The sequence below is a fragment of the Gluconobacter sp. P5B12 genome, from assembly GCF_018812035.1.
Classification (GTDB): Bacteria; Pseudomonadota; Alphaproteobacteria; order Acetobacterales; family Acetobacteraceae; genus Gluconobacter.
Map to the genome: position 1 here is coordinate 70,470 of NZ_JACRVV010000006.1, position 19,156 is coordinate 89,625.

Annotated in this window: 16 protein-coding genes; 10 read left to right on the forward strand and 6 right to left on the reverse strand. The window is 56.4% G+C overall.

Annotated features, from left to right (window positions below; genetic code table 11):
• Nucleotides 1-11 precede the first annotated feature (11 nt).
• From KP702_RS11255 to KP702_RS11265, 3 genes are read right to left on the reverse strand one after another with little or no spacing between them, the layout of a single operon-like run.
• On the reverse strand, nucleotides 12-506 hold the full coding sequence (locus KP702_RS11255) for a nucleoside deaminase (protein ID WP_202207964.1): 495 nt from the start codon (nucleotides 504-506) through the stop codon (nucleotides 12-14).
• A gap of 12 nt (nucleotides 507-518) precedes the next feature.
• Nucleotides 519-1,850, reverse strand: a complete 1,332-nt coding sequence (locus KP702_RS11260; RefSeq protein WP_202207963.1) for an amidohydrolase family protein — start codon at nucleotides 1,848-1,850, stop codon at nucleotides 519-521.
• Nucleotides 1,847-2,686, reverse strand: a complete 840-nt coding sequence (locus KP702_RS11265; protein WP_202207962.1) for an aromatic ring-hydroxylating dioxygenase subunit alpha — start codon at nucleotides 2,684-2,686, stop codon at nucleotides 1,847-1,849. The genes KP702_RS11260 and KP702_RS11265 overlap by 4 nt, the downstream gene beginning before the upstream one ends.
• A gap of 128 nt (nucleotides 2,687-2,814) precedes the next feature.
• On the opposite strand from KP702_RS11265, the gene KP702_RS11270 reads away from it, so the two are divergent.
• The 8 genes from KP702_RS11270 (at nucleotide 2,815) to KP702_RS11305 (ending at nucleotide 10,181) form a co-directional block, all read left to right on the forward strand.
• Nucleotides 2,815-3,042 carry a hypothetical protein gene (locus KP702_RS11270; protein ID WP_099212816.1) on the forward strand — a complete coding sequence of 76 codons (228 nt, stop codon included), beginning with the start codon at nucleotides 2,815-2,817 and terminating at the stop codon, nucleotides 3,040-3,042.
• Nucleotides 3,039-3,650 carry a Rieske (2Fe-2S) protein gene (locus KP702_RS11275; protein WP_215768960.1) on the forward strand — a complete coding sequence of 204 codons (612 nt, stop codon included), beginning with the start codon at nucleotides 3,039-3,041 and terminating at the stop codon, nucleotides 3,648-3,650. The genes KP702_RS11270 and KP702_RS11275 overlap by 4 nt, the downstream gene beginning before the upstream one ends.
• Nucleotides 3,647-4,198 (forward strand): glutathione S-transferase family protein, encoded by a 552-nt coding sequence (locus tag KP702_RS11280; protein WP_202207960.1) that lies wholly within the window; start codon nucleotides 3,647-3,649, stop codon nucleotides 4,196-4,198. The genes KP702_RS11275 and KP702_RS11280 overlap by 4 nt, the downstream gene beginning before the upstream one ends.
• Nucleotides 4,189-5,292 (forward strand): BMP family ABC transporter substrate-binding protein, encoded by a 1,104-nt coding sequence (locus KP702_RS11285; protein ID WP_086634647.1) that lies wholly within the window; start codon nucleotides 4,189-4,191, stop codon nucleotides 5,290-5,292. The genes KP702_RS11280 and KP702_RS11285 overlap by 10 nt, the downstream gene beginning before the upstream one ends.
• The gene (locus KP702_RS11290) at nucleotides 5,285-6,871 is read left to right on the forward strand and encodes an ABC transporter ATP-binding protein (RefSeq protein WP_202207959.1); all 1,587 of its coding nucleotides are present in this window, start codon (nucleotides 5,285-5,287) and stop codon (nucleotides 6,869-6,871) included. Before KP702_RS11285 ends, KP702_RS11290 begins: the two co-directional genes overlap by 8 nt.
• Nucleotides 6,868-7,914 (forward strand): ABC transporter permease, encoded by a 1,047-nt coding sequence (locus tag KP702_RS11295; RefSeq protein WP_046901946.1) that lies wholly within the window; start codon nucleotides 6,868-6,870, stop codon nucleotides 7,912-7,914. Before KP702_RS11290 ends, KP702_RS11295 begins: the two co-directional genes overlap by 4 nt.
• A gap of 2 nt (nucleotides 7,915-7,916) precedes the next feature.
• A complete protein-coding gene (locus KP702_RS11300; RefSeq protein WP_215768961.1) occupies nucleotides 7,917-8,852 on the forward strand; it encodes an ABC transporter permease in 936 nt (311 codons plus the stop codon).
• A gap of 111 nt (nucleotides 8,853-8,963) precedes the next feature.
• Nucleotides 8,964-10,181, forward strand: a complete 1,218-nt coding sequence (locus tag KP702_RS11305) for a cation:proton antiporter (RefSeq protein ID WP_215768962.1) — start codon at nucleotides 8,964-8,966, stop codon at nucleotides 10,179-10,181.
• A 56-nt stretch (nucleotides 10,182-10,237) separates the two neighbouring features.
• Here the strand turns inward: KP702_RS11305 and KP702_RS11310 are convergent, their stop codons facing one another.
• Together KP702_RS11310 and putA are read right to left on the reverse strand one after the other, a co-directional pair.
• Nucleotides 10,238-12,871, reverse strand: a complete 2,634-nt coding sequence (locus KP702_RS11310; RefSeq protein ID WP_215768963.1) for a M1 family metallopeptidase — start codon at nucleotides 12,869-12,871, stop codon at nucleotides 10,238-10,240.
• 191 nt (nucleotides 12,872-13,062) lie between these two features.
• Nucleotides 13,063-16,632 carry a bifunctional proline dehydrogenase/L-glutamate gamma-semialdehyde dehydrogenase PutA gene (putA, locus tag KP702_RS11315; protein WP_215768964.1) on the reverse strand — a complete coding sequence of 1,190 codons (3,570 nt, stop codon included), beginning with the start codon at nucleotides 16,630-16,632 and terminating at the stop codon, nucleotides 13,063-13,065.
• Between the two features lie 136 nt (nucleotides 16,633-16,768).
• Between putA and KP702_RS11320 the strand changes: the two genes are divergently transcribed.
• Nucleotides 16,769-17,221, forward strand: a complete 453-nt coding sequence (locus KP702_RS11320) for an Lrp/AsnC ligand binding domain-containing protein (RefSeq protein ID WP_046901941.1) — start codon at nucleotides 16,769-16,771, stop codon at nucleotides 17,219-17,221.
• A gap of 85 nt (nucleotides 17,222-17,306) precedes the next feature.
• Nucleotides 17,307-18,236 (forward strand): bile acid:sodium symporter family protein, encoded by a 930-nt coding sequence (locus KP702_RS11325; protein ID WP_215768965.1) that lies wholly within the window; start codon nucleotides 17,307-17,309, stop codon nucleotides 18,234-18,236.
• Here the strand turns inward: KP702_RS11325 and KP702_RS11330 are convergent.
• A complete protein-coding gene (locus KP702_RS11330) occupies nucleotides 18,223-19,128 on the reverse strand; it encodes a LysR family transcriptional regulator (RefSeq protein WP_215768966.1) in 906 nt (301 codons plus the stop codon). The genes KP702_RS11325 and KP702_RS11330 overlap by 14 nt on opposite strands.
• Nucleotides 19,129-19,156 lie beyond the last annotated feature (28 nt).

Genomic DNA, 19,156 nt, shown 5'->3' on the forward strand with positions numbered 1-19,156 from the left:
TCGTCCTGCTGTCACGAGCCATGTGCCGCCCAGAATTCTGCCTGCAATGCGGCTGCTTCCTGTTCCAGGAGGGGACCCACAACGTCCACTGGCTGTTGACCAGCAGCAAAGACGGTCCTGCAAGGGAGATCCAGTGTGGGATTTTCCGCGTGATTGCCGGTCATGTCTTTCAGGTCCTTTTCGGACTGGCCGTAAACCACGCGTCCGATCCCGGACCAGTAGATCGCACCTGAGCACATCGCGCAGGGTTCTGCAGAGCTGTAGAGCGTGCACTGGCGCAGGCGTTCTGCCCCATAAGCTTTGCTGGCCCGGCTGGCGAGGAGACGCTCGGCATGGGCTGTCATGTCGCATCCTTCTGCGCTGTAGCCATTACCCTGCTCCATCAGAACAGTGCCTGTCTCGTCCACGAGAATAGACCCGAAAGGGTGATCCCCGCCGTCACGTGCTTTCCTGGCAACATCGAACGCTATACGGAGGAAACGCAGGTCGTCTGTTTCTGTAATCATGCAATCAGTTCCTTATTTCTTGACCAGACGGCCATTGATCCAGACACGATCAATCGTCTCAGGCGAAGCATGACAGACAATTTTTTGAGCGCAGCTGGCCGCACTGTCTTGCGACGATAATCGCAGACTGCCTGACGTGCAGCGAAGCTCCAGCGCATCGAACGCCTGTCCGGGCAGGAGTTGTCCACTTGGCACCCCGAGAGCCTCCGCGCCGCCTCGTGTTGCAAGCCAGAACGCTTCCTGAAAATCTATCCTGTGGTTAGGCAGGCCGCGTTTTGCCGGAGGAATTTCTGGGTTTGTCCCGCTTTCCAGCATCCGGGACGCGAGAACGGCCTGTCGCGCATTTTCAAAGATGGACGGAGAATACCCGCCTGAAAGGTCTGTTCCCAGCCCACAGTGAACGTGCTCATCGAGAACGTCGCGAACGGGAAGGGCCGCTCCTGCAAAAAAGGCGTTGGAAATCGGGCAGTGAGCAAGTCCGGCGTTGCGCTCTTTGACCAACGTCCGGTCATTCTGGTTCAGAAATCCTGCGTGCGCCAGAATGGTATGGTCTCGCAGGAGACCAAAAGCATCCAGTGCAGACGTGTCTGTCTGGCCTGTTCTTTCCAGAACATGATGATGCTCCCAGTCGCTTTCTGACGCATGGGTCTGCACTTTGACATTCATTTCTGCAGCTAGCGCGCCAAGACCATTCAACAGTGCGTCGGAGCAGGCAGGAATGAAGCGAGGCGTAATAACAGGCTGGACCAGACCGGCCTCGTTGCCTGGCAAGGTCCGGACGGCGTGAATGAAGCGTCGGGTTGCATCGAGAGCATCCTGAGCGCTGGCCTGACGGTAGTCTGGTGGACACAGATCTGGATGATCCATTGCCACCAGCCCAACGAACCCGCGTTGCCCGTATTTGAGGCAGGTGCGGGCAAGAACAAGACTGGCTTCTTCGTGGATCGTGGCAAAATAGAGCGCAGTGGTGGTGCCATTTCGCAGAAGGGTTTGAACCAGGTCCTCATAAACCGCGGCTGCGAAGGTGGTGTCCGAGTAGCGGGCCTCTAGAGGAAAGGTATATGTGCCAAGCCACTCTTCCAGTGGACGGTCCAGAGCCGTGCCAGCTTGAGGCCATTGAGGCGCATGAATGTGTAGATCTGTCAGGCCGGGAACGAGGAGAGTGTTGTCTGGCAGTTCAATCACAGTTTCACTGCTTTGCAGGTCTTGATAGGCCTGTGTCCCGCAGGTTGCACGACGCTGAATAATCCCGTCGTCGCCAACCAGCAGAGCTACATTTTCCAGAACGGCCTGCTGCGGCGTTCGGGACGCCAGCGCCCGGCCGGTGACGACAAATGCACTCACGACAGAGCACCATATGTCACGCCTTTTCCTTTAAGCCAGCGCCGGTACGCCACGGACGAACGATCTGCCATGGTCGGAATTTCATATTTTCCGTCCAGCGGCATCAGGCGAGGGCGCTGGTTTTCAAGAATGATCCTGTCCTGAAGAAAAATGAATTGCTGGAATTCAACCAATCCGCCCAGTGAAGAACTGTCGTCGATCAGGAACATCACTGGGTGGGCGCGCGAACGGGTTGCGGTCATCGGTTGGACGAACAGAGCGATAACGTCCTGTCTTTCGGGAGAGGCCGGGCAGGTTTTATAAAGAAGCGTCGAGAACGGGGCAGCAACTCGATAGGTATAGTCAGTTAAAATCCCGCCGGACGCGGAGAGTGCCGCTTGAGGCTGGAAGAATGTACAGTCGGTTGCCCAGATTTCTGCACCGTCTTCACGCGTTTCGATCTGATATCGCCGAACTTCGGTTTCAGGCTCTGCCCCAAGAATATTGGTATGAACAAAGGGGAAGTGGGCCATATCGAGGAAGTTTTCGACGACCCTTAGGCCTGACGAATGTACGGCAATAGACCCGCAACATACCAGTCGGCGGTCTGCCTCAGCGGCCTCGGGAATCGCTGGGATATCCCGGACGGGCTCTCCAAGAGACGTCCAGAGATAACCGTAGCGTTCCTGTACGGGGAGGGGGCGATTGCCGCAGAGCGCCTGAAACGCATTGTTTTCATCGCGGGAGATCTCAATCAGCCGGTCGAGCAGTATGGTCTGGAAAGTCGCATGTGTCAGATCCCTGACCATAGCCACAGGATACCAGTGTGATAACGTCTCTGGATCGGGGCTAGTCATGGCACGGGCAACCTGCTGCTGGTGACGGATGGGAAGAGTTAATCATGCTCCCCGGCATTGATGGAATACAGAATATTGATAAACCGGAAAATTCTTATTGTGAAATGAGATAAGAAAGGCATGATCCAGTGGTTCGGGAGATTCGTTTCGAAGGGCGCTTTGATCCCGAGCTGTTCCGGGATTTTGCTATTGCCCGGGCGCGCCTTCTGGCCGTGGAGATTACAGACATGTCTGTTTCAGATCATTGTTTTTCAGTTCGGCTGGTAGGTGAAGAAGCACTTCTCGGAATGTTTGAGATGGCGTGTCTCCTCGGGCCAGCGGGCTGTATTGTGACAGGCACGGAGAGCCTCGGATGACAGGGTGGTTTCCAGTCGCTCTCAGTATGGATGTACCCGCTGGAACAGCCGCTCCGGTACGCTTGTCTGGCAAAGAAATTGCTCTTTGGCGTGGCACAGATGGTGAGATCCATGCCTGGGAAGATCGTTGCCCACATCGAGGAATGCGGCTGAGTTTCGGTTTCGTGCGGAACGGAAATCTGGCTTGCCTCTACCACGGCTGGCAGTTTGGAGCAGATTCAACGTGTCGCCACATTCCAGCTCATCCTGAACTCCGTGTGCCGGGCACCATTCGGGCGACAGCTTATCAGGTGCAGGAGCGATGCGGAATGATTTGGGTGAGCCTTGATGAGACGCCATCACTTTCGCACCTGCCGGAGGGCGAGGCGTCAGGCGTTCGGAGCTTGCTGGTTCAGGTGCCTTTGCAAACTGCGCGGACGTCTCTCAATATGGAGGCTTCGAACTGGAAGCAGCAGGATAACTGGCTTTTCGCTGTGCATGAACCAGCAGTTGGCCTGACCATGTTGCATGTCGCGTCATGGACTGTCGCCGGGCAGCGGGAGGCTGCGCGACAAGCTGTGCAGTTACGGGATCGTCTGGAAGCCATCAAGGAGACCGTTTCAGCATGAGGTTACGAGACTGGGCACTTGATGACAGATGCTATGCCGTTCGGCTGGGAGCGTCCCTGATGGGAGTGAAGCTGCCTACGGTCACGGATGATAGCGCCTTGGAAAGTGGCCCGGCCCTTGAACTCGTTGACGATGTTCTTCATGGGCCGTTAGAGATCCTGAAACGGCTCGTAACGCTTCCAGACGTCCTGCAGGAATGGAATTCCGGAACGGACGAAATGACGTGGGCAGCGAACGCCTTGGACAGCTTTTCCATCATGCGCAGGACGGTCATGCTGGCGTCTCTTCCTGTTGAAAATCCCGCCCAGCTCGCGATGCCATTGATGGGCGAGATTGAAGATCGGCTTGCAGAGAACCGCTTGGACGGTAGATGCTGGGTGTCAGGGGATCATCCAGGAGTTGCCGACATCATGCTGTTTCCAGTTGTTGCCCTGAGCCAGGACCTTGAAGTTCCTTTGGATCTTTATCCGGTAGCTCGAAACTTCATGAGGCACTTCAAGGCGCTGCCTGGGTTCATAACGATGCCAGGAGTGCCGGAATGTCACTGAAAAATCCTCTGATGCTCCCGCGGCGTTCCGTACTGGCTGCTTTGGGCAGCTCGCTTGTGATGCCGTCGGCTCTGAAGGCAGCGTCACGTCGTTTTGCGCCCATTCGGGAAGAGGATCTTCTGATTGGCTTTGGGCACACCAGCCCCATCACCGATGGCGGATGGAGCCACGCTCACGATCTGGCAGTTCAAGCCGTCAAACGTGCCTATCCAGCTGTCAAAACCCTCTTTGTCGAGAGCGTGCCTTACTCCGCAGATGCAACCCGCATCTTCCGCCAGTTCGTGGCGGAAGGAGCGCAGATGGTGATTTCCACATCCAATTACGGAGACTTCATTCGCGACGTCGCCGATCGTGCTCCGGACGTTGCGTTCATGGAGTGTGATGGCCATGCTGTCAGCAATAACCTTGGCTGGTATTACATCACGCACTGGTACGCCAGTTATGTCATTGGTATCGCCGCAGCCCGTCTGAGCAAAACTGGTAAGCTTGGCTACGTGGCCTCTTTCCCGGTTCCTTCTGTCTATGCCAGTGCGAATGCCGTGCTTTTGGGGGCGCGCTCGGTCAATCCGCAGGCGACAATGCGTGTTATCTCCATCAATTCGTGGTTTGATCCGCAGGCTGCAACGGAAGCGGGGGCTGCTCTGGTAGACAGTGGCTGTGACTTCCTGTGCGGGATTATGGATGATCCGGGCTATCTGCGTGTCGCGGAGAAACGCGGCGTCTGGGCCGCGATGTGGAATACGGACATGCGTGAGTTCGGGCCCAATGCATATGTCAGCTCTGTCGTGCTGGACTTTGCTGACTATTATATTCAGCAGGTTGGTGCGCGGATCCGGGGAGAGTGGGCGCCGGAGGGACGTTTTCTCACATTGGCCAAAGGCGTCGATCGGGATCGCTGGGGGCAGAACGTTCCTGAGGCTGTACAGAAAGAAGCCGACGCTGCGCGGGACCGGATGCTGGCTGGATGGTCGCCTTTTCAGGGGCCAATTTATGACTCTGAGGGAACGCTGCGGGTTCCAGCAGGCCATGTCATGACTGACATGGAGATGTATAACTGGTCGTGGCAGGTTCAGGGAGTGTCTGGTCTTGGCTGATGTCACTCATGCGTCCAACGCGCCTCCCGCTCATCTTGCAGCAGGAACACCGCCCATTCTGGAGCTGGTGAATATTGCGAAATACTTTCCAGGCGTCATTGCGAACGAAAATGTTTCCCTGAATGTGTTCCCCGGTGAAATTCACGCCCTGTTAGGGGAGAATGGTGCAGGGAAGTCCACATTGATGAATGTGGTAACGGGCCTGTATCAGCCCGATGCCGGGGAGATCATCATTGATGGATATGGGACTACGTTTCCGGCCCCCGACGCAGCCATCGCGGCCGGGATTGGCATGGTGCACCAGCATTTCCGTCTGGTTCCCCGTTTTACAGTCGCTGAAAACCTCCACCTGGGCTGGTCTGAAACACCTCGGCGCCTCGCGGGAAAAGACATTGAAGAGCGTGCCGCCGCACTTTCCAAGAAGTTTGGCCTCCCCATTACACCGTCGGCCGTTGTGTCTTCTTTGTCTGCGGGCGAGCAGCAGCGCGTTGAAATCCTTCGTGTTCTGTCTCGGGGCGCGCGGCTTCTTATCCTTGATGAGCCAACGGCTGTTCTCAGCCCCGTCGAAGTCGGCGAACTGTTTTCCGCTCTTCGTCGGTTTCGCTCCGAGGGAGGGGCAGTCGTGATCATCAGCCACAAGCTTGATGAGATTATGGCGCTTGCAGACCGGGTTTCCGTTCTGCGGCAAGGGCGACTGGTGGGCACGCATCAAACGTCCGATGTAACGCCTGACAGTCTCGTAACAGAGATGATCGGGCGCCCTGTTACGCTTGCAACCTCTTATCCACGGCAGTCTCCTGCTCCGGGAGGCAGTGGGGCTGAACCTCTGTCTCTGAAACAGGTGACAGTGCGGGATGCCGCAGGCGTGGTCCGTCTGGATGATGTCAGTCTTTCTCTTCGTCCGGGAGAAGTCCTGGGGATTGCAGGGGTGACGGGTAACGGCCAGCCTGAGCTGGCAGAAGTCCTTACCGGATTGAAGGCGGCTGAGAGCGGAACGGTCTATTTGAATGGCAAGGCTGCCAATCGTGCAGACCCGGCAATGTTTGCGCATGCGGGTGTGGGGCACGTACCGGAAGACCGACTGAAACGTGCCCTGATGCCGGGGCTGAGCGTTGCGGAGAACATGGCACTTCGGGAGTATGACCGTGCGCCGATTGGTGGCCGGTTCAGCTTCTCCATGGCGCAGGCCCGCAAGTTTGCCCAGATGCTCGCAGACAGGGCAGGTGTGAAGCTTCCGGGCACACAGGTGCAAATTCGCGGGTTGTCTGGCGGCAATCAGCAGAGGCTGGTTCTGGAACGCGAGATCCGGATTGCCAGTCATGTTCTGGTGGCCAGTTATCCCAGCCGGGGTCTGGACATTGGAGCTATATCTGCCATGCGGGATATGCTCGCCCGTGCGCGTGACGCAGGTGTTGCCGTGGTTCTGATGTCAGAAGATCTGGATGAAATCTTTGCCCTGAGTGATCGTATTGCTGTTCTGTATGCAGGGCGCCTCATGGGGGTCATGGATCGTGCAGATGCAGATCGGGAAAGCATAGGCGCGCTCATGAGTGGCCGTAATCTGTCGGAGGCCGCATGAGCGCCGTATCCCCTCGCACGCGTCTTACGGTTGTTCCGTCTCATCGTATTGCCGTTGGCCGCGGGCTCTCCATCCTTGCGGCTCTGGGCATTGTAGCGATTACGCTCGCCGCGATGGGACGATCTCCGATCGAACTCGCCGGGCTCGTCGTTCGATCGACCGTCGGGTCGCGCTTTGGCATTGAGGACCTCGCACTCTTCATGACGCCTCTGATGCTTACAGGGGCGGCAGTTTGGGTCGGGATCCGTGTCAATCTCTGGAATATCGGGGCGGAAGGGCAGCTTTATGCAGGTGCGACGGCAGCGACGGCTGTTGGTCTATTCACGCATTGGCCCGCGATTGTCGCTCTTCCGGCGATGGTTGTAGCAGGCGCTTTGGCGGGAGCGGCATGGATTTTTATTCCCGCTGCGGCCCGGGCCTGGCTTGGCGTCAGTGAAATTGTTACCTCTCTTCTTCTGAACTTCGTGGCCTCCCTGCTTGTCTATTATCTGGCAACCGGACCGTGGGCTGATCGCGTGACTGGTGCTCTGGCCTCAACTGAACGCCTGCATGTGGCACTTCCGGAGCTCTGGGGGGCGGTTCATCTGGGGTTCTTGCTCGCATTGGGTATTGTTGTTGGCTTGGGAGTAGGGCTCGCGAAAAGCCGGTTTGGTTATGAAACGGCTGTGTGTGGCTCCAATCCTCAGGCTGCGCATTATGCTGGGATTAAGGTCGCTCCCCGTATTCTGGCTGTGCTGTTGTTGTCAGGCGCTTTGGCGGGGTTGGCTGGTGTGTTTGAAGTCGCGGGAACTGTTCACCGGCTTCAGGGTGGCCTTGCCAATAATTATGGATATCTGGGCATTGTCGTGGCGCTTCTGGCTCGTGGGTCGTGCTTTGCCCTTATTCCAGCAGCGCTTCTGATGGCACTGATTCTGGATACGGGGATTGTTCTCCAGACAACCCAGATCAGTTCTTCCGCCGTTCTTGCCATTACCGGTCTGCTGGTCCTTGCCATTGCGGCCGGAGACGAAATGGCAGCCTATGTCCGTGTGAACAGGAACTGATCATGGCACTTCTCAGCGACCTTCTCGGTCATGCCGTTCTGTCAGGCGGTGTTCTGGCGCATGGTGCCCTCGGCGAGGTGATTGCCGAGCGTGCAGGTGTTCTGAATCTCGGGGTGGAGGGTCTGATGTCTCTCGGGGCCGTCGTTGCAGTCATGACTGTGAACGCGACGCCTCATCCATGGCTTGGCCTGCTGGCAGCAGGACTGGTTGGTGGGCTGGGAGCAAGTGTGCTTGCGCTCTCCAGCGTTGTACTTCGTGCCAATCAGGTTTTGTGTGGTGTGGCGATCACCTTCCTGGGGCTGGGTCTTAGTTCTGTAATCGGGCGGTCCGTTGCCGGTGTTCCGGTCTCTGCTGTTTTCGAACCAGTCTCCATCCCGGTTCTGTCTGCCATTCCTGTTATCGGGCCTGCCTTTTTTAGCCAGAATATTCTCGTTTACCTGATCTATCTCGTCTTTCCCTTAATGGCGCATTTCTGGCTGTTTCGGACGCGTTCGGGCCTGGATCTGAGGGCCGTGGGCGAAAATCCGGCGGCGGCAGACGCAGTCGGGGTGCCCGTCATGAAGTACAGAGCTCTGGCGGTGATTGTTGGTGGTGTTCTGGCAGGCGTGGCTGGCGCTGATCTGACGCTCGCCGTCGTGCCTGTCTGGTCAGACGGGATGATCGCCGGACGTGGCTGGATTGCCGTGGCGCTGGTAATCTTTGCGGGATACCGCCCAATTGTTGCCGTCTTGTCCGGGCTACTGTTCGGGCTTGTAACGGCAGTAGGGTTCATGGGGCAGGCCAGGGGCTGGCCGGTTGCACCCGCGATCCTGAATACGCTCCCATATCTCGGGACGGTTGCCTGCATTATTGTGCCGATGCTGGCCTTCGCAAAACTGCGCTCTGCCATGGCCGCTCCAGCCGCACTCGGGACGCCCTATTATCGAAGTGGAAGATAACCGAACCGGGTGTGGAGTGGGGCGCGAGAAGGCGTCCCAAACACTTTGGTTTGCACCTTTTCCCCATAATCGCGTACTCTGTCTCTTCATTTAGGCATAGAGGGGAGGCTGATGACAAACATTACGGCACTTATTGCAGACGCCGCAGTTTTTGTTTTTCTTCCATGGGTTGCATGGAGGATACTGAAGAAAACAATACCGATTGTGGTTCTGCCAATACTTGTCGGTATATTGATTTCTGTCTGGCATATCCCTGTAAAATCACTTGGGATTCCATCGGTTTATGGAAGCGATATTGGCTGGGTTTCCGTTCTGGTTCTGGCGTTTACTGCCGGCCTTGAAATGTGGCAGTCCCCTGGAAGCGTGGCAGACGATCATGCCCTGCCAACGCCGACATTAGGGCGTCTGCTAACGGGTGCGGCCGTCGCGTTGGGTGGTCCACTTCTGGTGGGATCAATACTGGCTTACGAATTCTTCCTGCCGCTTCCCGGATGGCACCCGCCACACGCCCAGCCTTGGGTCGCTGCGGCGTCCATTGGGCTTTGCATCGCTGTCAGTGCTTTGCCCGTTCTTATAGGCGTTGTGCGTGAGCTTGACCCTTCGCAGCGTCCGTTAGGACAGTTGGCGCTTAAGCTGGCCGTTGTCGACGATGCTGCTCTCTGGATTGGTCTGGCAATGCTTCAGGTTGCCGAGCGTGGGACGGCTGCCCTCCATGGATGGACGGGCCTCGAAGTCCTCGCGATTGCGCTGCTGGTGGGGCTGGCTGTTGCCGGAAACTGGGCTTCCCGTCATTTCAGGAATCCGCCTTCCGCTGTTATCTGGATTGCGGTGCCGATTTATCTTGCTGCCGGTTCGTGGGCCAGCATGCAACTCGGTCTGCACGAACTGATTGGCGCTTACTTTGCTGGCGCGATCATGCCGCCGTCGTGGGTTCGACGGTTGCCTGTTGAGAAGGTGGGAACGTTCTCACTCATCTGGCTCGCCCCGATGTTCTTTGGTCATAGTGGCCTGAATATTGATGGTGATGCCCTGACGTGGCCATCCGTAATCGCCTCTTTGTCACTGGTTGCAATTTCGATCGTGACGAAGATTTTGGCGGTCTATATTTACCCACCGGCGTCAGGTCTGAGCAGGCGTCAGGCGTTGAGTGTCGGTGTTCTGTTGCAGTGCAAGGGGCTCATGGAAATTGTTGCTGCAACGATTTTCCACGCCCAAGGCATGATTTCAGAGTTTGCTTTCGCATCTCTGATGGTTCTTGCTGTCATTTCCACGGTCCTGACAGGGCCCATGTTCAAGCTGGTCGCGCCCCGATCTTCTACGGCGCCTTAAGGGCTTGAAGAGGAGAGGGGAATTAATCCCCTCCCCATAATAATCCTTTAAAGCAATCAGTGATGCGTTGCCAGCCACTCGTGGATTTGTTCCTGAGTGGCTTTAATAGCGTCCTGACGGGCATTGATCGTATTGACCGCTTTTGCTGTCGCGATTTTCGCACCTGTTGTCTTCGTGGACCAAGGATCATTCTGGAGTGCCTCCAGGACCTGTGGGCTATTGGAGTGTGCGGCGATTGAGGCCAAGAAGTCATCCTGTGACCACGGAGCCAGATGCGTGCGAATATCTGCCTCATGCTCCTGCACCAGTTGCCACACCAGATCAGGATTTTCGCTCGATGCTGCAATGACGGCCAGTGACCGTGCAATCCGCCCGTTCGGAATGGCTCCGCTATAGGCGAGGGCCACGTTCTTGCGGATCAGATCCGGGTTGGTTGCGCTGGCAAGAGCTGCGAAGTAGCGCAGTTTGAGTTCCGTCGCTTGGGTGGTGCGAACTTTGTCAGCCATGAAGTCATATGTCTGGCCATCCGCCGTCTTCATGGCAATGGTCGTAACGGCACCGACAAGATCGGGACGGAGAGAGGCTGGGTTTGCCTTCCAGAGCGCAAAGCGACGCTTGGCTTCCGCAATAACCTGCGGATCGTTGAATGTTCCGAGTGCGCTGATCACTGATGGGCGCAGCATCGTGTCGAGAACGTTCTCGTGCGGCTTTTCGTCCCAGCCCAAACGCGCCAGAACCGGTGCCAGACGGCTGCGAGCATATGTCTGGAAGTCATCACGATCGGCATTGCCGATTTCGTACTGATCAATCGTTTCAATGCGGCTGATAATCTCTTCCAGAACCGCAATGTCGCTCTCATGCGCTGCGGTCAGAGTATCGACCAGATCCAGATAAGACCCAAGTTTGGCCTGTCCTGACCGGAAAAGGGCATACTGGTCCCCAAGCAGGTTGGCGCGATCAACGGGAGCAAATTTGCTGAGAGATGTTGCAAGGGCGCCGAGCGCGTTCTTGTCATAAGAAACGCGATAATAGCCGCTCTCGCCAAGATTGAGTTTGAAGGCCGTATCGCAACGGGGCGCTGTGATAGTGACGGGTTCAGTGCCGAGAACGAGGGTTTTTGTCGGAAGTCCTGGTCCGCCAGCCACAACCGGAACGCTCCATGTTAGAGGCTGAGCCTGTGGGTCATGGATTGTGAAGCGGCTCTGGGTGAGTGTGTAGGTGGCCTGATCATTCTGACAGAACGATGTGACATTAACCTGTGGGATACCTGGCTGCTCCGTAAAGCTGCGCGCTACCTTGGCAACGTCTTCGCCAGAGGTGGACGAAAGGGCATTCCACAGATCCTGACTGGTAGCATTGCCGAATGCGTGAGCTTTCATGTAGGCCCGCATGCCATCACGGAATTTGTCCTCACCCAGCCAGCCTTCCAGCATCCGGATGACCAGCTCGCCTTTGCCATAGCTGATGCTGTCAAACGCTGAATTTGCTTCACTGACGTTGTGAATGGTCTGCTGGATCGGATGGGTCGTTGAAAGGGCATCAATGCCCATCGTTTCTTCGCGGGTCTCATGCTGGCGTGGCCAGATGTCCCACTGTGGGTTCAGCTTGTCCGTGACCTTGATTTCCATCCAGGACGCAAAGCCCTCGTTGAGCCAGATGTTGTTCCACCAGCCCATCGTCACAAGATCGCCAGACCACTGATGCGCCATCTCATGCGCAACGACTTCGTGAATCAGCTCGCGTGTTTTGGGTGTGCTGTTTTTTGGGTCAAACAGAAGCACATTGTCGATGTATGTGAGAGCGCCCCAGTTCTCCATCGCACCGGCCTGATAATTCCCTGGAATGGCCAGCATATCCATTTTTGGGAGAGGATATTTCACCCCGAAATAGCTGTTGTAATACGGCAGAATGCGCTGGGCTGATTCAAGAGCATACCGACCCTGTTCCTCAAGGCCGGCCGGAGCATACACACTCATGGGCGTGCCGTCAGCCTCTCCATGAACGGCTCCCATGTCACCGGCAACAAGTGCCAGCAGGTAGCTGGACATGCGAGGTGTTGGGGCAAAGGAAACGCGCTTGGTCTTAGTGTCCTGCTGCGTGGTGCCGATAATGGGCATATTGCTGACAGCAACATCATCAAACGGCAACGTTACATTCAGCTGGAAGCTGGCCTTGAATGCGGGTTCATCCCATCCGGGGAACATGCGGCGGGCATCAGCAACTTCGAACTGCGTCACCAGCATGCGGCGTGCCTGACCGGTGGCTGACGTATAATCGTTGATGTAGAGGCCATTTGGCGTCTTGAGGATTGGGCCCGTGTAATTGATGGATAGAGTGTGGGGGCCCTTGGGAACAGGCTGTGAGAAATGCAGCGTGGCAGTTTCTGCAGCGTCATCCTGAGTGATGGTCGCATGCTGCGCCCCATCCAGAACGGCACCAGACAGCTTCAGTCCGGCCTGATTGAGAACAATGTCCTGCGTATCTGTTAGAACCGTGACGTCGATGGTTTCCTGGCCCTTGAGGGTCAGATGCTCCGGGTCTGTTTCGAGATCGATGGCATAGGAGGCCGGAACAACGGTTTTGGGAAGTTGGCCTGGTGTCTGCTGGAAGGAAAACGTTCCTTCGGCATGCGCCACCATGGCAAAGGGAAGACCGGCAAGAAGGGTGCTGAAAGCCAGAAGGCGGCGCATAACGATGCGTATCCTTAATCAGTCAGAATATTGAAGAAACAGCGTAACGCTTTGTTTCAATGGTGGCGCAAGGGTCGCACACTCGGTCCTGACATGAAAGTGGCAGGCAGGTTTGATGCGTCTGTCTCTTTAAACCAAGACCTCCCACCGCAGCCTGTATGACCACGATGGGAGTGTGTCTCGTATGAATACTAAACCGTCGCCATAAGAGCTGCATTTCCGCCAGCAGCCGTCGTATTGGTGCTGCAGGCCCGCTCCTGAACCAGCCATTCGAGTGGGTAACGTCCGTCTGCATCTGGTGTGTGCAGGCAGACTACTGGCCCGTCTTTACGTTCCAGTGCTGCCAAGACCTGCTTGCGGTCTGTTGCATCGCCATTGCACAGCGCCACATCCACCTGAACGTCTGTTGATAGTGGAAGGATAGAGGCTCCCAAGGCCGCAGGCGGTGGGGGCAAACGGCGCCAGATTTCCGCAGGGATCGCACAGGCATTCCCAGTGGACAGGGCATCTGTGATTTGCTGACACAGATCCTCAAGTGTAGGCCCTGCACACAGCACGGTGCCTCGTGCTGTCAAAGTGTAAACGTTGTCTTCTCCGACAGGACCGGGGAGGGAAAGGGTTGTTCCCAAAGGCGTTCCGGCAGGCACAACGGCTCTGAAGTCTGGTGCTATGGCCCTTAACCACTGCCCGGCAAAATTCAGGACAACTGGCAGGTCATGGTGCGCCAGAGCACTCAGTTCAGGGCATCGGGACAGAAGGCGACGCAGGTAAAGCGGGCCACCTGCCTTCGGGCCGGTTCCGGATAGGCCGTGTCCCCCAAACGGCTGAGACCCTACGACGGCGCCCACAAGGTTGCGGTTGACGTAGATATTTCCCGCATCTGAGGTGGCTTTAAGATCTTCAATCGTACTGTCGATGCGTGAGTGAACGCCGAAGGTCAGGGCATATCCGGTGTTGTTGATGGCTGCCATCAACTGCGCGCGTTCTTCACGGCGATATCTGACAACATGCAGAACCGGCCCAAAAACCTCTCGGCGCAGAGCTGACAAATTGTCGATTTCAATCAGGGTCGGCGGCACAAAGGTCCCGTTTGCGCACTCTTCAGAAATTGCAGACTGATGGATCGAAAAACCACGAGCGCGCATGTCCTCAATGTGGCTGAGAATTCCGCTCTGAGCCTCTTCTGTGATGACTGGCCCGACATCTGTCTGCGGAAGAGCTGGATTTCCCGTACGCAGTTCTGCCATCGCCCCTTTGAGCATCGTCAGAACACGATCTGCGCTATCGTTTTGCAGGCACAGTACCCTGAGTGCGCTGCATCGCTGTCCGGCACTGTCAAAGGCGGAAGACAGCACATCCCCGACGACCTGTTCGGACAGAGCTGAGCTATCCACAACAAGCGCATTCTGGCCGCCCGTCTCCGCAATCAGAGGAATAGGTGTGCTATCCGCATTCAGGCGCCCGGCAAGCTGCTTTTGGATCAGCTTTGCGACTTCCGTCGAGCCGGTGAACAGAACGCCCGTTATGCGGGGATCTGCGACGAGCGCCGCTCCGATTTCGCCTCCACCTAGCACAAGCTGTAAGGCTTCTGCTGGCACTCCGGCAGCATGGAGAATGCGGATAGCTTCTTGCGCAATGAGAGGTGTTTCTTCCGCGGGTTTGGCGAGAACGCTGTTCCCGGCTGCCAGGGAAGCAGAAACCTGCCCCAGAAAAATGGCAAGAGGGAAGTTCCAGGGGCTAATGCAGACGACGGGACCCAGTGGCGCAGCATTGTCAGCAGTAAAGTCGCGGCGGATCTGGGCAGCATAATAGCGTAGGAAGTCTACAGCCTCGCGGATTTCAGACACCGCATTGGCAAGGGTCTTTCCGGCTTCCCGGATAATCAGTCCCATCAGTCTGGGCATGTCGTCTTCGAGGCTCTGAGCGGCCGTCTCCAGACATGTAGCGCGTTCGGAGACTGGTGTGTTCTTCCAGACATCAAAACCCGTTACGGCTTTGCTGATGACAGCCCCTACGCTTTCGACAGCCGTGGGTTTGATACATCCAATGACATCTGACTTGTCGGCAGGATTGACAACATCGTCACCCGCTGTTTCACCAAATGAGGTCTCCTTATTCAGGGCAACACCAAGTGTTTTCAAAGTGTTTTCGTCTGCAAGATCCAGCCCATGCGAGTTTTCACGCTCAGGCTGGAAAAGGTCGTTTGGTAGGCTCAGGGTGCTGGGGAGGGCATTGGCGGAGAGCGTGACGGGGTCGGTGATCAGCTCTTCCACCGAAACTGCGGGATCCTGAATTCGGTTCACAAAAGACGAATTCGCGCCATTTTCCAGTAGGCGGCGTACGAGATAGGCCAAGAGCGTTTCATGCGTGCCCACAGGAGCATAGACACGGACGGGCCGATTCAGCTTTTCCGGACCAACAACTTCTTTGTACAGCGTTTCTCCCATGCCGTGCAGGCATTGAAATTCGTAGGACTCAGTCGTGAAATTCGGGCCTGCCAAGGCGTGAACGCTGGCCAGCGTCTGCGCATTATGCGTTGCAAACTGTGGAAAAATGGCGTCTGGAGCAGCCAGAAGCTTCTTGGCGCAGGCAATGTAGGAAATGTCGGTATGGATCTTCTGCGTGAAGAGCGGAAAATCCTCCATCCCATCGACCTGGGCACGTTTAATTTCACTGTCCCAATAGGCACCCTTAACCAGCCGGACCATCAGGCGGTGATTTGTGCGACGTGCCAGATCAATCACCCAGTCGAGTACGAACGGCGCACGCTTCTGATAAGCCTGAACAACGAAGCCAATGCCCTTCCAGTCTTTCAGGGCTGGGTCGAAACAAAGCGTTTCCAGCAGGTCCAGAGAGAGCTCTAGCCGGTCTGTCTCTTCAGCATCGATGTTGAAACCGATGTCATAGTGACAGGCAAGGCGCGCGAGTGCTGTCAGGCGAGGGCCCAACTCGGCGAGAACGCGTTCCCTCTGGAGGCGGCTATAGCGCGGATGCAGTGCAGATAGCTTGACTGAAATACCGGGGCCTTGATAGGTGCCAGCGCCCGCTGAGGCCTGGCCAATAGCGTGAATGGCCGTTTCATAGTCACGGTAATACCGATCAGCGTCCGCCATGGTCGTGGCAGCTTCTCCCAGCATGTCGTAGGAGTAACGGAACCCCTTTGCGACGAGGGGGTTGCTGTTTTCTAGCGCGTTCGCGATGGTTTGGCCGGTTACAAACTGCTCACCCATCATACGCATTGCCATATCGACGCCCTTGCGGATCACAGGCTCACCGCACCGCCCGATCAGGCGTTTGAGGCTTCCCGGCAGCGCTTTTGTCTCTTCCGTCGACAGGACCTTGCCGGAGACGACTAGCCCCCAGGTTGCTGCGTTTACGAACAGGGAAGACTTGCGACTGATATGCTCATGCCATTGACCGTTCCCGATCTTGTCGCGAATGAGAGCGTCACGTGTGGGAAGGTCAGGGATACGAAGCAGGGCCTCCGCCAGGCACATCAGGGCGACACCCTCCTGAGAGGAGAGATCGTATTCCTGCACCAGATCCTGAACGATGCCGCTACTGCGACCTTGACGAAGAGCTTCGACCAAACGCCTTGCTGTCTGACGGGCGAGGGCAGCCTGATCGCCCTCAAGGCGAGCTTCACGCGAAAGCTCCGTCACCCGGGGGGCTTCCGCTACACGGGTGTGGTCGGTGATGGCCTGACGTAACGGAGACCGCGGCGGAACGATGGCTGCAAGGGACGCGAAAGGTGAGGTCATGAGGATACCGCTGTTCTGATGGTCTCTCACAGATATTGAAACGTTTGCGAAACAGGTGCTGGTATTTTAAGGGAGACGACGAATTAAATTCGGTTTATCGAATTTATGGAAAATTATATTTAGCAGGTGGTGCGAAGTGGATGACATAGATCGCAGAATTCTGAGGTTTCTTCAGAAGGATGGCCGCATCACTAACATTGATCTGTCACGGCAGATTCATCTGAGCCCGGCCGCTACGCTGGAACGCGTCAAAAAGCTGGAGCAAAGCGGGGTAATCCGCGGCTATATGGCCCGCTTGGACCCTGAAACCGTCAATCTTGGGCTGCTTGTTTTTATTCAGGTTACGCTGGATCGGACCAGTCCGGATATTTTCGAGGCATTTTCTAAAGCACTCAAAACCATTCCTCAGGTCAGCGAGTGTTATATGGTTGCAGGTGGGTTCGACTATCTGGTGAAGGCACGGGTCAAGGATATGACCGCATATCGTAATTTTCTGGGGAAAACCCTGACCCGGCTCCCAGGGGTTCGGCAGACGCACACCTATACCGTCATGGAAGAGGTCAAGGCCGATCCCGAATTGCCGATCTGACGGCTGTCCTTTTCCCAAGTGGACAGGGTGACGGTATGAGGAACATTACCTTACCCGTGTTCTAACAATGGAGACGCTCCGCCAGATGATGACGCGCCTTTTCCCGATCTGGGCCATTCTGGTCTCGCTGGCAGCCATCCTGTTTCCCGCGCCGTTCCTGAAGCTGTTGCCGGTCATCACACCGCTTCTCGCGTTTATCATGTTTACAATGGGCGTTTCTCTGACAGTGCAGGATTTTTCCCGCATTGCCCGGCGCCCTTATCCTGTTCTGGCGGGGGTAGGATTGCATTATCTCGTCATGCCTTTGGCGGCATGGGGGATTGCGCATCTGCTCGGTATGCCTCCCGGTCTGGCGACGGGCATGGTTCTTGTGGGCTGTGTCTCTAGCGGCACAGCCTCCAATGTGATGATTTTTCTCTCCAAAGGGGACGTCGCGCTGTCCGTCAGTATTAGTGCGCTGTCTACTTTGGTAGGAATTTTTGCAACGCCCTTACTGACACGACTGTATGTGTCTGCGGGTGTCTCTGTTGATAGCTGGGGGTTGTTCCGAAGCATCATTACCATGGTTGCGTTACCGGTTTTTGCCGGTGTGATCGTCAATACGCTGTGGCATCGGACCATCCAGCGGATTGAGAGCGCCTTGCCGCCCGTGGCCATGGTGTCCATTTTGTTGATCATTGGTTGCGTCGTCGCTGGCGCCGGTCCCTCCTTGGCTCAAGCAGGCCCCCTTTTGATCCTGGGCGTTATTCTGCATAACGCTATTGGTTTGTTGGGGGGATACTGGGGCGGTAGACTTCTGGGCTTTGATGAGTCCGTCTGCCGAACGCTTGCTCTTGAAGTCGGGATGCAGAACTCGGCGCTCGCCGCAACCTTGGGCCGTCTTTACTTCTCACCCCTTGCGGCGCTTCCAGGGGCAGTTTTCTCTGTCTGGCACAATGTGTCCGGCTCCGTTCTGGCCGCATACTGGGCCGCGCGGCCTCTCCGTAAGGGCACGTCACGGATCAAGGCACCTTGAGATAATCCTGTATTCGCGGAACCATGAAATCAAGAAAGGCACGCACTCGCGGTGGGCTCTGATGTCCTGCAGGGAAGAGGGCATGAATGTCTTCTTCGTCCTGGATCGTGGCATCACTTAGAACTTCAACCAAGCGGCCAGTCTTCAGGTCTTCACGGACATGATATTCGCCAAGCCGTGCCAAGCCGACGCCTTGCAGGGCCATACGCCTTACCGTTTCACCATTATTTGCCAGAAGGGGGCCGTGCACGCGGCGGTCAATCAGCCGCCCTTTCTCCTGAAACGGCCAGACAGGGGTTGTGCGCTGGAAGTTGAACCCAAGGCATTGATGGCTGTCTAAATCCGCAACGGTCTGAGGCGTTCCGTGTCGTTCAAGATAGGTGGGTGAGGCTACAATCCTGCGTGGCACCGCCCCCAGGTGACGGACTGTAAGGCCTGAATCCTGCAGTCGGCCGACACGGAAGGCGACGTCTGTCCGGTCAAGGTAAAGGTCTGTTACGTCGTCAGAAAGTGAGAGATCAATCAGAATATCCGGATAGGCATTCCAGAACGCGGGGAGGAATGGCTCCAGTCCAAGGGTGCCGAACGCAACGGACGCATTGACCCGGACTGTCCCTCTGGGCTGCATGGTTCCCGTTGTGAGGCTACTTTCAATATCATCGAGATCCGCTATCAGGCTGACAGCGCGCGTATAATAGGTCTGTCCCTCCTGCGTTACGGAAAGGCGGCGGGTCGAACGTTCGATCAGGCGGACACCCAGACGGGCTTCAATTCTGGCGATGAGCTTGCTGACGGTTGACGGCGTCATGACCAGCAGCCGGGCGGCTTCCGAGAAACTGCCGCTTTCGACTACCCGTAGGAAAACCTGCATTTCGCCAACGCGATTGTCCATCTCGATCTCATCTATGAATGGGTTGCAG

Excerpts from the sequence above, each read along its gene's own strand:
- KP702_RS11265 (WP_202207962.1), bottom strand. The coding sequence starts at position 2,686 with ATGACTAGCCCCGATCCAGAGACGTTATCACACTGGTATCCTGTGGCT.
- KP702_RS11275 (WP_215768960.1), top strand. The coding sequence starts at position 3,039 with ATGACAGGGTGGTTTCCAGTCGCTCTCAGTATGGATGTACCCGCTGGA.
- KP702_RS11330 (WP_215768966.1), bottom strand. The coding sequence starts at position 19,128 with ATGGACAATCGCGTTGGCGAAATGCAGGTTTTCCTACGGGTAGTCGAA.
- KP702_RS11255 (WP_202207964.1), bottom strand. The coding sequence starts at position 506 with ATGATTACAGAAACAGACGACCTGCGTTTCCTCCGTATAGCGTTCGAT.
- KP702_RS11310 (WP_215768963.1), bottom strand. The coding sequence starts at position 12,871 with ATGCGCCGCCTTCTGGCTTTCAGCACCCTTCTTGCCGGTCTTCCCTTT.
- KP702_RS11325 (WP_215768965.1), top strand. The coding sequence starts at position 17,307 with ATGATGACGCGCCTTTTCCCGATCTGGGCCATTCTGGTCTCGCTGGCA.
- KP702_RS11300 (WP_215768961.1), top strand. The coding sequence starts at position 7,917 with ATGGCACTTCTCAGCGACCTTCTCGGTCATGCCGTTCTGTCAGGCGGT.
- KP702_RS11305 (WP_215768962.1), top strand. The coding sequence starts at position 8,964 with ATGACAAACATTACGGCACTTATTGCAGACGCCGCAGTTTTTGTTTTT.
- KP702_RS11280 (WP_202207960.1), top strand. The coding sequence starts at position 3,647 with ATGAGGTTACGAGACTGGGCACTTGATGACAGATGCTATGCCGTTCGG.
- KP702_RS11285 (WP_086634647.1), top strand. The coding sequence starts at position 4,189 with ATGTCACTGAAAAATCCTCTGATGCTCCCGCGGCGTTCCGTACTGGCT.
- KP702_RS11295 (WP_046901946.1), top strand. The coding sequence starts at position 6,868 with ATGAGCGCCGTATCCCCTCGCACGCGTCTTACGGTTGTTCCGTCTCAT.
- putA (WP_215768964.1), bottom strand. The coding sequence starts at position 16,632 with ATGACCTCACCTTTCGCGTCCCTTGCAGCCATCGTTCCGCCGCGGTCT.